This window comes from Brevibacillus laterosporus LMG 15441 (assembly GCF_000219535.2).
GTDB classification, from domain to species: Bacteria; Bacillota; Bacilli; order Brevibacillales; family Brevibacillaceae; genus Brevibacillus_B; species Brevibacillus_B halotolerans.
Genome location: NZ_CP007806.1, coordinates 2,717,985 through 2,733,487, shown reverse-complemented (window position 1 = coordinate 2,733,487; position 15,503 = coordinate 2,717,985). Strand labels below are relative to the sequence as shown.

The window sequence follows — 15,503 nt, the reverse complement described above, 5'->3', positions numbered from 1 at the left end:
GAGATACTTTTTCTACCAATGGAAGAATCTACCAATTATTGGAATGAGGGGTGTATGTATAAGCATGTTTGACAAGCAAAATGTAGAAGATATTTACTTTTTATCTCCCATGCAAGCAGGGATGCTGTTTCATTCTTTAAAAGACACGGAGCAACATACATACTTTGAACAGCTCGATTTTCCCATAAAAGGCGAATTAAGTGTCGAACTTGTGGAACAGGCAGCCAATCACTTGATTAGTCGTTACAGCATTCTGCGCACTGCTTTTCTTTATAAAAATGTAAGCAAGCCATTACAAGTGGTACTCAAACAACGTCCGATCAAGGTGGATTATCGCGATATACGCCATCTAAATGAACAGCAGCAGCATACCTACCTGACTGATCTGAAAAATGCGGATAAAGCGAAGGGTTTTTCCCTGTCAGGCGATCCATTGACTCGATACACCGTCGTACAGAGAGGGGACGAAAGCTGGAATCTGATCTGGAGCTACCATCATATTTTAATGGATGGTTGGTGTTTCGGGATTGTGATGGATGATTTTTTCAGATTGTATGAAATTGCTCGCACGAATAAGCAGCTTCCAATGGATAGAGTCGTACCCTACAGCCGCTACATCAAATGGTTGGAGCAACAGGATCAAGAAGAGGCGCTTGATTATTGGAAAGCTTGCTTGCAAAACTACGACCAGCAGACCACTTTACCATCACCTTATCCGAATGGTGTCAAAATCGAATCGGGTTACCGTCAAGAGGAACTTTTCTTCAAGTTTGATGAAGCAGCTACTTCAGAGCTTTCCAAACTAGCGAAGAAATATCAGGTGACAATCAACCATCTGTTTCAAGCAGTCTGGGGCATTTTGTTGCAACGCTACAATAACAATGACGACGTAGTATTCGGTGCGGTAGTAAACGGTCGTCCTTCAGAGATTGAGGGCATTGATAAAATTGTAGGAGTCTGCATCAATACGATCCCAGTCCGTGTCAATGGTGGGAGTGGGATTACATTTGAACAACTCGTGCAGGAGATTAAAAAGCAAGCTCTCTCCTCAGAAAAGTACGCCTATGTGTCTCTCGCTGATATCCAAGCGGCCTCTGACGGTGGGCAGCAAGAAATGTTTGACAATATCATTGTTTTTCAGAATTACCCGCTTAAATCAGAATTAGGACACTACGGCAGTGGTCGCGACTTAGGCTTTACACTTGGAAAGCTAGAGGCGTTTGAACAAACCAACTACGGGATCAACGTAATTGTCGTTCCTGGTAAACAATTGACACTTACATTCAATTACAACGCCAATAAATATACGAACGAATTTATCCACCGGATCGGACGGCATCTTCAAGTGATTATTCAACAGATCACACACGACCCAGAGATTGCTGCTCAAAAGATCAATATCGTTACAGAAGACGATGTAAACACGCTGGCAAAATGTAACGATACTACAGCCGATTATCCACTAGACAAAACGATTCATCAATTGTTCGAGGAACAGGCGGCTCGGACACCTGATCAAGTGGCTGTGGTTCATGACGGGGAGTCGATTACGTATGCGGAGCTGAACCGTAGAGCAAATCAACTGGCTCATCGCTTGCGTGATCGCGGGATACAACCATCCGAGATCATTGGAATTCTGGCGGAACGTTCGATTCCAATGGTGATTGGTTTGCTTGCTATTTTAAAAGCAGGGGGAGCCTATTTACCAATCGACCCTGAATATCCAGCGGAACGGATTACCTATATGTTGAGGGACAGTGGAGCGCGCCTACTGTTAACTGACAAAAAGTCAGAGGTTGATCAGTTCTTTAGCGGTGAGGTGCTACAGCTCTCCGAAATACCGGATTCAAAAAATCGTAATAACCAAAATCCGGAGCGAATCAATACCTCACAGGACATCTTGTATGCCATTTATACTTCAGGGACGACGGGAAAGCCAAAATGTACTCTGGTTAAGCATCGCAATCTTGTAAACCTGATCAGCTTTGAATACGCGAGCACCTCACTTACTTTCGATCGAGTGATGCAATTTACAACGATTAGTTTCGATGTTTGTGCGCAGGAGATTTTTTCAACCTTGCTCAGAGGTGGAGAGCTACACATCATCGCTAGTGATGAAAAACGAGATGTGCTTCGTCTGCTTCAGTTTGTGGAGAAACATCAGATTGAAACAGCTTTTTTACCGACTGCACTAGTTAAATTTATCATCGCAGAGCCGCTTTATGTGGAGAAATTGCCTGTGAATCTCAAGCATATCGTTACAGCAGGTGAACAATTAGTTATTCCAGCTTCGTTTATCGATTATCTTCAAAAGCATGAGCTTCAACTGTACAATCACTACGGTCCGTCTGAAACGCATGTCGTCACCACACTGACCATGAAAGCAGGAGACAGCCTTTTAGAGCTTGTACCAATTGGTCGTCCGATCGCAAATACCCAAATCTACATCTTGAATCGCTTCAATCAATTGCAACCAGTGGGGATTAGTGGAGAAATCTATATCGCTGGCGAGAATGTGGGAGCAGGATATCTAAACCAGCCAGAGCTAACGACAGAGAAGTTCGTCGATGACCCATTCCGTCCTGGTTATAAGATGTATCGCACTGGTGACGTGGGAAGATATCTAGCAGATGGCATGATTGAGTTTCAGGGACGGATTGACCATCAGGTAAAAATACGTGGCTACCGAATCGAACTAGGCGAGATTGAGGCGCAATTACTTAACCATCGTGCGGTACAAAAAGGATTCGTCACTGTTTACGAACAGGGGGGGACCCCAGGTTTGTGCGCCTACTATGTTCCAGCCGAGCCAATTACGCAGGAGGAGCTTCGCAGTGATTTGGGAGTAATCCTTCCAGATTATATGATTCCTTCGGCGTTTATTGAACTAGAAGATATGCCGCTTACACCCAACAATAAGATTGATCGTCGCGCTTTGCCTAAGCCAGACATGCAATCGGGGCGTATCTATGTAGCTCCTTCTAATCCTACAGAAGAGACTTTGACAGTGATTTGGTCGGAAATTCTGGGGGTATTGCGGCTAGGGGTGACCGATAATTTCTTTGACTTGGGCGGTCATTCGCTTAAGGCGACCATGCTGGTATCACGTATTTATAAGCAGTTCAATGTCGATGTGCCGCTCAAGGTAATTTTCCAGCGTCCTACCGTACGTGAACTGGCTGCTTATGTTACCCAAAAGGAGATGGGGAATTACGTATCGATTCAGCTAGCAGCGCCGACTGAGGATAATGAGTATACAGCCACACCTGCCCAAAAACGGATATTTGTCATCAGTCAGTTCGAGGGTGTAGAGACCAGCTATAACATGCCGATGATGATTGATATCGAGGGAGAGATAGACCTTAACCGTCTGCGTGATGCATTGAATGAGATGACTCGCCGACATGAAGCATTGCGTACCTCTTTTGCTATGAAAAAGGATCATCTGGTACAACGCATCCAGCCAAACGCAGAAATTCCGCTGATCGTGAAGGAAGCGATGGAAGAAAATGTGGATGATGTGATCACATCGTTGATCCAGCCGTTTGATCTAGGACTTGCACCATTGGCACGGGCTGCACTCGTACGATTGAATGCGAGAAGCTCAGTTCTCCTGATCGACCTGCATCACATAATTGCAGATGGTGTTTCTATTCATTTATTTTTCCAAGAATTAGGGAAGCTGTATAGTGGTCAAGACCTGCCAATGCCCTACCTTCAATATAAGGATTATGCTGTTTGGCAACAAGAACGGCTGAACGATCGTGAAGCCGATGAGCAGGCATCTTTCTGGCAAGAACAATGTAAAGGTGAATTACCAGTGCTCCAAATGCCGACTGACTACCCGCGACCGGCTATGCAAAGCTTTGAAGGTGACCGAATTGGTTTTGAAATAGATACCGATTTGACAAACAAACTTAAAGAGCTGTCGGCACAAAATGGTTCTACGCTGTTCATGACCCTTTTGGCTGCCTACAACGTATTACTTGCCAAATATACGGGTCAGCAGGATATGATCGTCGGTTCAGCCATCGCCGGTCGACAACATGCCGATCTGGAGTCGATTATCGGGATGTTTGTCAATACGATCCCACTTCGGAATAAGCCAAACGCAGATAAAACGTTTCGGATGTTTCTACATGAGGTCAAGGAGAATCTGCTGAAAGCCTACGAGCATCAGGATTATCCGCTCGAATTATTGCTAGAACAACTTGGATTACGCCGTGACCTAAGTCGCAATCCGTTGTTTGACACCATGTTTACCTTGCAAAATATCGAGCTGGGATTTGATGGGTTCACGGGATTACAAACCAAACCGTATACATATAACTATCAAGTCGCCAAGTTCGATCTTACTCTGCAAGGGCGAGAGATGAACGATAAGCTGGTATTTGATTGGGAATATGCCACTAAGCTTTTCACGCGTGAGACCCTACAGAGGATGGCAAAGCATTATGTCCATATCCTCGCCCAAGTGGTAGAAAAGATTGATCTATCAATTGAACAGATTGAGTTAGTGACAGATGCGGAAAAAGAGCAACTACTCGATGGATTTAATCGGACAAGTCGTGATCATGAGCTGAACCAAACAATCCATGCATTAATTGAAGCGCAAGTGCATAAACACCCAGAGCAAACTGCGGTGGTATATCAGGATCAACGCCTCAGCTACAGCGAATTGAATCGTCGAGCTAACAATCTAGCTGCTTTCCTTCAGAAAAAAGGAGTGGGGGCAGAAAGCATCGTAGCAATCATGGCTGATCCGTCTTTAGAAATGATCGTTGGTGTCCTCGCTATCCTTAAAGCGGGAGGAGCCTTCTTGCCTATTGACCCGACGTATCCGAGCGATCGTGTGCAGTATATGTTATCTGATAGTGGTACGAAATGGATGCTGACTAACTGTGGTACGAATCTGGAGGCCCTTGACTTTGCTGGAGAAATACATGACCTGACTGATGTAGAGCTATATCAAGAAAGGCAAGCATTGCAGCCTACAGAAACCAACGAAAATCATCTGGCCTATGTCATCTATACGTCTGGTTCTACGGGACAACCAAAAGGGGTTATGGTGGAGCATCGTTCCCTCGTTAATCTGACTTTATGGCACCAATGTGAATATCAGCTTTTAGCAAACGATATCACTACTAAATATGCAGGCTTGGGCTTTGATGCATCTGTGTGGGAAATTTTCCCTACTTTAGTTGCGGGAGCATCGTTGCACGTAATAAGCCCTGATATCCGTCTCAGTATTGATCAGCTGAACGAATATTTCGAAAAAAACTGCATAACAGTAAGCTTTTTGCCAACACAGATATGCGAAGCGTTCATGAATTTGCCTGAATCAAACCAATCACTTCGTCTGTTGCTGACTGGTGGTGACAAGCTCAAATCGTATACCCCTCAGCGTTATCAGTTGGTCAACAATTATGGCCCGACAGAAAATACAGTTGTTACAACTCGATATCGTATCGAGTCAGAGATGCCGCACATACCAATCGGTCAGCCGATTCACAATGTCCGAGTCTATGTACTAAACCAAGCATCACAGCTTCAGCCAATCGGTGTGCCAGGGGAGTTATGCGTGGCAGGTGACAGTTTGGCGCGTGGCTACTTGAACCGTCCCGACCTGACTGCTGAAAAATTCGTTGATGATCCGTTTGTGCCTGGCGGACGAATGTATCGCACCGGGGATTTGGTCTCATGGAGCCAAGACGGTAATCTGATCTATCTGGGCCGCATAGATCAACAGGTAAAAGTAAGAGGCTATCGCGTGGAATTGGGTGAGATTGAAGCCCAACTCTTAACCTATCCAGAAATTATTGCCTCAGCGGTTATTATACACAACGACATGATTTGTGCTTACTATTGCGCATCTAAATCGATTGGCACGGACGAACTACGCCAACATCTGGCTCGCATTTTGCCAGATTATATGATTCCCAGCCATTTTGCCGCCATGGAAAAATTCCCATTAACTGCTAATGGCAAGGTTGATTACAATGCTTTACCGAAGCCAGATGCTACAATGCTTGCTCAAACCGAATATATTGCGGCCACCACCAGCATCGAAGAAACACTGGCAAACATCTGGGCCGATGTACTAAGCGTTGAACGTGTCGGGGTGAAGGATAACTTCTTTGACCTTGGTGGTGACTCGATCAAGGCAATTCAGATTGCGGCTCGTCTGAACAGTCAAAACCTTAAACTGACAATCCGAGATTTGTTTCAAAATCCGACAATTGAGCAGGTGACACCCTATATCAGTGCTACCAGCATCGTAATTGAGCAAGGAGCAGTTGAGGGTGAAGTCAGATTGACGCCAATTCAAAGGTGGTTCTTTACTCAAGATCTCACTGATGCACATCATTGGAATCAGGCGATGATGTTAACTCATCCAGCGGGTATAGACGAAGCAGCTCTACGCCAAGCCCTGCAAAAACTGGTGGAACATCATGATGCATTGCGGATGGTGTATATAACCAAGGAAGATGCTATCGCTGAGGTTTGTCAGATAAATCGAAGCAACACAGGAGAGCTGTTTACTCTAGAAGTACTTGATTTGTGTGATGAATCGGACGTGAGGGTCCGCCTTGAGCGCGAGGGAACGCGTATTCAATCTGGCATTAATTTGCAGGAGGGGCCACTCGTCCAAGCAGGTCTTTTCCGTACGAAACAAGTTGACTATTTGTTGATCGCAATTCATCACCTTGTGGTTGATGGTGTATCCTGGCGCATTATCCTTGAGGATTTGGAAAATGCCTATCAACAAGCCCTTTCCAAGCAACCCATCAACCTACCGCAGAAGACGCATTCCTATCAGCACTGGGCAAATGAGTTGGCGGATTATGCTTCAGGAAAAACAGTGCATAGGGAACTAGATTATTGGGTTCAGCTAGAAAAGAGCAAGGTGGCAAGTATTCCGGCAGATTACTTAGCTGGTGGAAATACATGGGGCGACATGCAGGTGATCACATCAGCACTATCCAAAGATGCGACAAAGAACCTGCTCACGAGCGTTCATCATGCATATCAGACCGAAATGAATGATCTGCTCTTGACCGCATTGGGATTGTCCTTGCATGAGTGGACAGGTGAGAATTGCTTTGCCGTCGAGCTTGAAGGTCATGGTCGCGAGGATATCATCCATACTGTCGACATTAGCCGTACCGTCGGATGGTTTACTAGCATGTATCCGTTTGTGCTAGATATGTCCTATATTTCAGATCTATCCTATCAAATTAAGATGATCAAAGAATCCATTCGTCAAATTCCGAATAAGGGGATCGGCTACGGGATTTTACGGTACATGAACAATTCGCTGGAAAAAGAGGATCTACCTATGATCAAGCCTGAAATCAGCTTCAACTATCTGGGGCAATTCGGCCATGGAAAATCCTCAACTGGTTTCCAACGAGCTGAGATGCCGACGGGCTCCTTATTTAGCCCGTCAAGTAACCGTAGCAATTTGATCGACATTACGGGCAGTGTTGCAGACGACCAATTGACCCTGCACTGGATGTATAGCTCCCAGCAATACAATTCAGCAACGATTGAACGTCTTGCTGAGATGTACCGTTCCCAATTGATTCGCTGCATCGACCACTGTCTTACGAAAGAAGGTACCGATCTGACCCCAAGTGATGTAGGCTACAACAAGCTTTCTATCGACAAGCTTACTAAAATATCAGGGAAACTCAAATCTATCAAAATCTAAGGAGAGGTAGTAAACCAAATGGGAGAACATGCAGAGATTAAGCTAATCCAACGGCTGTCCCCTCTCCAGGAAGGGATGCTATTTCATCACATACTGGATCGTAAGCATAACGCTTACTTTGAGCAGATGCGTTTCAAGCTGGAAGGGCCGCTAAATCTTGAGGCCCTCCAAAAAAGTCTTAACCTGCTTATTGATCGTTACGATATTCTGCGTTCGGTTTTCATGTACGAGGATTTAGATGAACCGATTCAGATTGTTTTGAAGCAGCGTAGTACGACCATACATTATGAGGACATCTCGTCTCTTCCCGATGCAGAAAAAAGGAACCAAGTGGAAGCTTTCTGCCAGCAGGACAAAGCAAAAGGATTCGATTTGTCCAGTGACTTGCTCACTCGTATGGCTGTACTCAAGACAGGGGAGGCTACCTATCAAGTCATCTGGAGCTATCATCATATCTTAATGGATGGCTGGTGCTTTGGAATCATTCTTGGAGAGTTTTTCGAGTTCTATAAGCAGGTGAGTAACAATCTACCTCTTACATTAGATGCTGTGGTACCGTACAGTCACTATATTCAATGGCTGGAAAATCAGGATCGAGAAGAGGCATTGGCCTACTGGAAACAGTATCTCTTAGGCTACGAGGAACGGGTAAGCGTACCGGCTCAGCTATCACCATCTCCGTCAGAGAATGGCTATCAACCGCAGGAATATCTCGTGACCTTATCGACAGAGCTCACTGCTAAGCTGACCAGACTTGCACGCCAGTATCAGGTTACGATGAACCATGTATTTCAGGCAGTGTGGAGTATCCTGCTTCAACGCTATAACAACACTGATGATGTTGTGTTCGGCGCAGTTGTTTCCGGCCGTCCATCTGATATCCCGGATGTGGAGAGAATTGTAGGGCTGTTTATCAACTCGATCCCAGTTCGCGTTCAGATACAAGACGGATTGACCTTTGAGGACCTGCTTCAGCAGGTAAAAAGTGCGGCACTTCATTGTGAAGCGTATGACTATGTGTCGCTTGCCGATATTCAACAGCAGTCTAGCCTTCAGCAAAATTTGTTTGACCATCTGCTGGCGTACCAAAACTATCCATCACGAATCAGTACGGACGAATTGGAGCAGCGAATTGGTCTTCACATATCGAATATCGAGGTATTTGAGCAAACCAACTACGATTTTAATATACTAGCCGCCCAATCTGACGACCAAATGCTACTTAAGTTTATTTATAACGGGCAAAGATTTACGTCAGATTTAATTCAAGGGATAAGCGGACATCTGATTAAGATGATGGAGCAGATATCAGCTGACCCTGGAATTGTAGTCAATCAGCTCGAAATCGTCACCGATGAGGAAAAACAGCGGCTACTCAACCAATTTAACCCAGAACAATGCCATAAACCTTACACTCAAAGCATTGCCGAGGTATTCGAATCCTGGGCCGAATGTCAAAAAGATAGCATCGCCATCGTGTTCGGAGACGATCAGTTAACTTATAAGCAATTAAATGAGAAAGCCAATCAGTTGGCCCGCCATCTGCAAGCGAAGGGAATTCGGGAAGAGCGTTCGGTTGCGTTGGTATTAGACCGGTCCATTGAGATGATTGTGGCCATGCTGGCCGTACTCAAAGCAGGAGGGGCCTATCTACCCATTGACCCTCAGTTTCCGGCAGAGCGCATAGGGTTCCTGCTAAAGGATGCTGGTGTTCAACTTGTATTGACCCAAGCACAGCTAATGAATGTGTATCCATGGCGGGTCGAAGCCATTCCTGTTGATGACAGCTCTCTCTACCAAGGTGATGCGAGCAATCTGCCGCCTCAGAGCGACGGACAAACACTTGCGCTCATTCAATATACTTCCGGCTCAACAGGCAATCCAAAAGGGAATCTGACTACTCATGCCAACGTGTTAAGGACTGTGGTTAAGCCTAATTATGTCAATATCCGTGAACAAGACCGGATTTTGCAGTTGTCGAACTATATTTTTGACGGCTCTATCTTTGATATTTATGGAGCATTGCTCAATGGCGCTAGATTGGTGCTGATTAAACGTGAAGAGATGCTCGACATGACTCAACTGCCCCGGGTAATCACGAAGAATGGCGTTACCATGACACTGATGACAACGGCTTTATTCAACGCGGTGGTGGACGCAGACTTACGCTGTTTAGCTCCGTTGCACAAGATTTTATTTGGTGGGGAAAAGGTCTCGGTTCACCACGTCCGTAAAGCGATGCGATATCTTGGTCCGAACCGACTTATTCATCTATACGGTCCGTCGGAAAATACGGTCTATTCGACATATTATTCGGTTGAACAGGTTTCAGCAGATGCATTCACAATTCCTATCGGCAAACCAGTAAACCAAACTCAACTTTTTGTCCTTGATCAAAAGCAAAATCTCCAGCCAATCGGTGTTCCAGGAGAGCTGTGCATCGGAGGGGGAGGCTTAGTACGAGGTTATTTGGATCGCGATGAGCTGACCGAAGAAAAATTCATTCCACATCCCTTCCTACCCGGTGAGCGTATCTACCGTACTGGTGACGTGGTTAAGTGGCTTTGGGATGGAAACCTAGAATACGTTTCACGTCTCGATCATTTGGTGAAAATCCGCGGTTATCGTATTGAGCCCGGCGAGGTTACACATGTTTTGTTGCAACATCCAAAGGTGCAGGACGCTATTGTGGTTGATCGCAAAGACTCTAGCGGACTTGTCTATCTCGTCGCCTATTACGTAGGCAACGATGTTGAGCCAGATGAACTCCGACAGGCACTTGGCCAAAGCTTACCTGACTATATGATTCCAGGCTATTTTGTTGGAATGGAAAAACTCCCACTTACACCAAACGGTAAGGTTGATCGCAACCAGCTTCCTGAGGTTAGCGAACAACTCCAACAGGGCTTCGAATATATCGCACCGTCAGATGAGTTGGAGATTGCACTTGTCCAGATATGGGAAGAAGTGCTGGGGCAGTCGAGGGTTGGAGTGAAGGACAATTTTTTCAGTATCGGCGGTCATTCAATCAAAGCGACCATGCTTGCATCACGCATCAGTATGCAGCTAGAAATTACTTTTCCACTCAAGGCAGTGTTTCAATGTCCGACGATTCGCGGAATGGCTGATTTTATCCGTAATGCTACCACGTGCGAATATGAAACAATCGAAAAAATTGACCATAAAAAATATTATGGTACCACTTCTGCGCAGAAACGCCTCTATGTAATCCAACAGTTCGAAGGAGCAGAAACCAGCTACAACATGCCTTTGATGCTCTCTATTCAGGGATCTCTCGATATACAGCGTACATGCTCTGTATGGAGAAGCTTGATGGATCGCCATGAAGCGCTACGAACCTCTTTTACATTGGTAGATGGTGTTCTCATGCAACAGGTACATGAAAATTTGGAAGTGTCCTTCGAGGTGAGGGAAGCACCAAAGGCGAGCGAAGCAGAATTGAATAAGATGATCGAACAATTCATTCAACCATTTGATTTGAGCCAAGCGCCACTTGTACGCGGCCTAATCATCCGTGTTAGCGACACACGCTTTGTTCTTGTTGTGGATATGCATCATATCATCTCTGACGGTGTATCCATGAAGCTTTTGGTTGAAGAGTTTAACCAACTCTACCTTGGAAAAGAATTACCAGAGCTGCGTATTCAATACAAGGATTATGCTGCCTGGCTGCAAACTCGGATGCAAGGCGGAGAGGCTGCGCGACAGGAAGAGTTTTGGCTTCATACCTTTTCAGGTGAGTTACCAGTGCTTGATATGCCTACAGACTATGCGCGTGGTTCTGTTCAACAGTTTAAGGGGGATCGATACACCTTTACCTTGGATGAGAAGCAGACAGCGATGATTAACCGTTTCTGCGAGCACAATCAGGTGACATTATTTATGACTCTGATCGCGGCGTATAATGTGTTGCTTTCTAAATATACCGGTCAGGAAGATATTATAGTCGGCTCACCTATCGCTGGGCGTCAACATGCTGAGTTGGAGCCGTTGGTTGGGATGTTCGTCAACACCTTGGCACTGCGTAACAAACCGACTGCTAACAAGAGCTTCCGAGAGTTTCTGAGTGAAGTAAAAGAGAACCTGCTAAATGCCTATGAGCATCAGGATTACCCACTTGAGGAACTGATAGACAAGCTTAGCCTGCGTCGGGACCTTAGTCGTAATCCATTGTTTGACATGACATTTGCCGTACAAAATATAACGTTTACCGATCAAAATCTGCCGGCTTTAACAATTGACAACTACGCCTATCCATACAAGGTAGCGAAGTTTGATATGACAGTTCAGGTCGCAGAAATGGATGGCAAACTGATGTTTGATTGGGAGTACAGTACCTCTCTGTATAAACAAGAAACCATCGAGCGTATGGCGGGGCATTTGATTCAAATCATTAGCGCAGTGGTATTAGACTCGGATCAATTGCTTGCTCAGATTGACATGGTAACGCCAGAGGAGAAAAAACAATTACTCACTACTTTTAACGATACGCAAGTGGATTACCCTGTTCATCAACTGGTGCATGAGCTAATCGAATACCATGCTAAAAAACGCCCAAATCACATTGCACTCATAGATGATTGGCAACAATTGACCTACCAGCAGTTCAACGAAAAAGCGAATCAATTAGCCCGCAAGCTGCGATCCAAAGGCGTTGGTTCGGAAAGCATCGTAGCCATCATCGCAGACCATTCAGTGGAAATGGCAATTGCTGTACTCGCAGTGCTCAAAGCCGGTGGTGCATTCCTGCCGATTGCTCCAGATTATCCTGTTGAGCGGATGGACTATATGCTTAAAGAGGCAGGTAGTAAGTGGCTGTTAATCCATACCAAATTACCAATCCCATTGGCTTTTGACGGAGACATTTTGGCTCTCTCCGATGCTTCCCTGTATCAGGGTGAGACTGATGATTTAGAGCCGGTCAATACCTCCAGCAATTTGGCATATGTCATCTTTACTTCCGGCTCTACGGGGCAGCCAAAAGGTGTGATGATTGAACACCGTTCACTCATTAATCTCTGCTGTGGAGTTAAGGAGAAGTACGAGCTGACCTCGCAAGATCGAATGACCAAATACGCTGGATTCAGTTTCGATGCAACCATTTGGGAGATTTTCCCTTGCTTAACTTCAGGGGCCACTCTTCATCTACTTAGTGATGAGGTGCGCTATGATATCGAGCGTTTGCACCGCTACTATCAACAACATCAGATTACGGTGAGTTATCTACCGACCCAAATGTTTGAATTATTCATGGAATGGCCGACACAGAGCCTGCGCATCTTGAACACAGGCGGTGACAAGCTGAATCGCTTTATCCCACAGCCATGCCGATTTATTAACAACTATGGTCCGTCAGAAAACACGGTATTAGCAACGTCCTATGAAGTGACCAAGGCTTTGCCAAATATCCCGATTGGCAAACCCGCTAATAATGTATTCATATATGTGATAAACCATCATGGACAGCTTCAACCAATCGGGGTGCCAGGTGAGCTATGCATTTCCGGGGCTGGTCTGGCACGTGGTTATCTCAATCGGGACGATCTTACTAATACGGCATTTACCCCTAATCCATTTGTTGAGGGAGAAAGGATGTACCGCACGGGTGACATCGCCCGCTGGCTCCCAGACGGTAATCTTGAATTTCTCGGCCGTAAAGATCAACAAGTCAAAATTCGTGGCTATCGCATCGAGCTTGGGGAGATAGAAAGTCGTTTGAATGCTTTCGAGACAATTCAGATGGCTGTTGTGGAGCCAAAGGAATTAGAATCCAAAAAAGTCCTATGTGCTTATATCGTCGCAGATGAAGCTCCTGATTATGGTGAACTGCGCAAATACCTTGCCGTACACCTACCGGACTATATGATTCCGACGTTCTACATAACCTTGCCGAAGCTACCCTTGACAACCAATGGTAAAGTCGACCGAAAAGCCTTACCATTGCCCAGCACCGATGAGCAATACGGGAAACAATATGTCGCTCCAACCAACGAAACGCAAGAGCTGCTAGCAAAGATATTTGCTGAGGTACTAGGGATTGATCGTATTGGGATTCAGGATAACTTCTTTGAACTCGGTGGTGATTCGATTAACGCAATCCAGATCGTGGCTCGTTTGGGCAAATATCAATTGAAGGCAGACATTAATCAGATTTTCCTGTATCCGACCATCGAAGAGCTCAGTCTCTATGTCAAACAGATGAAAAGTGTAGCGACTCAAGAGGAAATCGTGGGAGAGGTTCCGCTGACACCCATCCAACACTGGTTTTTTGCTCAACAAATGGCTGACCAGCATCACTGGAATCAATCGGTGATGTTGCATGCTCCAACTGGTTTAGAAGTGGAGATTCTTCGGGCTGTCCTGACAGAATTAATCAGTCATCATGACGCATTGAGAATGATCTATTCCATGGAATCGGTCGGTCATGTCATACAGATCAATCGAGGGGTCAAAGAAGCAGACGAGAAAGCATTCAGCCTTGCGATCATCGACTTACGTAACGAGTACGACTCAGCCGTTTTGACTTCACGAATCGAGGCGGAAGCCACTCGTATCCAAGAGAGTCTCGACTTGACCCAAGGCCCGCTGTTCAAAGCAACCGTATTTCAAACAGCGTGGGGCGATCATCTGTTGCTTACCATCCACCATTTGGTCGTAGACGGTGTATCCTGGCGAATCTTATTAGAAGATTTACAGACTGCCTACGACCAAGTACAACGAGGAGAAGTGATTCAGCTACCTGACAAAACGCATTCGTATCAGGATTGGGCACGGGCTCTGAAGGAGTATGCTGACAGTAAAACGATCGCTAAAGAATGGGACTATTGGAAAAAGCTCGAAACAATCCAGATACAGCCGTTGCCACAAGATCATATGGATGGAACGAATAAATGGCAGGACCTTCAAAGTGAAGTAGCTCATTTGACAAGTGAAGAGACAGATAACCTACTCAAGCATGCTACTCAAGCCTATCATACAGAGATTAACGACTTGTTGCTCACAGCGCTTGCCCGGACGATTCACGAGTGGACAGGAGAGAGCAACATACTAGTCGATCTAGAAGGGCACGGACGTGAAAATATCATTAAAGAAATCAACATCAGTCGAACGATCGGTTGGTTTACTTCCCTGTATCCTGTCAATCTGACTATCAGCTCTGAGCATGATCTCTCTTATCAAATTAAGGCGACTAAGGAATCCCTACGATCAGTTCCACAAAAGGGGATTGGGTACGGAATCCTTACCTATCTCGCTGGCTCAGACCAGTGTGAAGGCTGCCAACTCACTAGAAAGTCTGAAATTAGTTTCAATTATCTGGGGCAATTCGAGCAGGCGAAAGGAGAGGGACTGTTGCAACCCTCTGACATGCCTAAAGGTCCACTGTTTAGTCCCAATAGCAATCGCAGTTATCAGTTGGATGTGATCGGGAGTGTAAGTGAGAAACAGCTGCACATTCAAATCTTGTATAGTCAAAAGCATTATCAAGACAGCACAATCGCCAAATTAGTAGATCGTTACATGCACCATTTACGCTTGATTATCAATCACTGCTTGCAAAAAGAAGGCCCTGATATCACCCCAAGTGACGTAGGTGACGAGGAGCTAACCTTCGAAGAACTGGACGACATTGCTGACTTTATCAATAATCTCTAGTCTACTGCCGTCCTGTTAACAAGGGTTAAAAGGGAATGTGAGCTGTTAGGCTCAAAAACAACTTACGGCTCACATATCTCTTCCTTGTTATGTTCACTCATACATACCTAGGGAG

At 45.4% G+C, this 15,503-nt stretch carries 2 protein-coding genes; both read left to right on the top strand.

What is annotated here, in order from left to right; genetic code table 11:
* The first annotated feature begins 64 nt into the window (after positions 1-64).
* A complete protein-coding gene (locus tag BRLA_RS11950; protein ID WP_003337717.1) occupies positions 65-7,714 on the top strand; it encodes a non-ribosomal peptide synthetase in 7,650 nt (2,549 codons plus the stop codon).
* A gap of 18 nt (positions 7,715-7,732) precedes the next feature.
* Entirely contained in the window at positions 7,733-15,388 is a 7,656-nt protein-coding gene (locus tag BRLA_RS11945; protein ID WP_003337716.1) for a non-ribosomal peptide synthetase, read from the top strand.
* Positions 15,389-15,503 lie beyond the last annotated feature (115 nt).

What these genes read in the sequence shown, in the direction of transcription:
- BRLA_RS11950 (WP_003337717.1), top strand. Translation starts at nt 65, where the DNA reads ATGTTTGACAAGCAAAATGTAGAAGATATTTACTTTTTATCTCCCATG.
- BRLA_RS11945 (WP_003337716.1), top strand. Translation starts at nt 7,733, where the DNA reads ATGGGAGAACATGCAGAGATTAAGCTAATCCAACGGCTGTCCCCTCTC.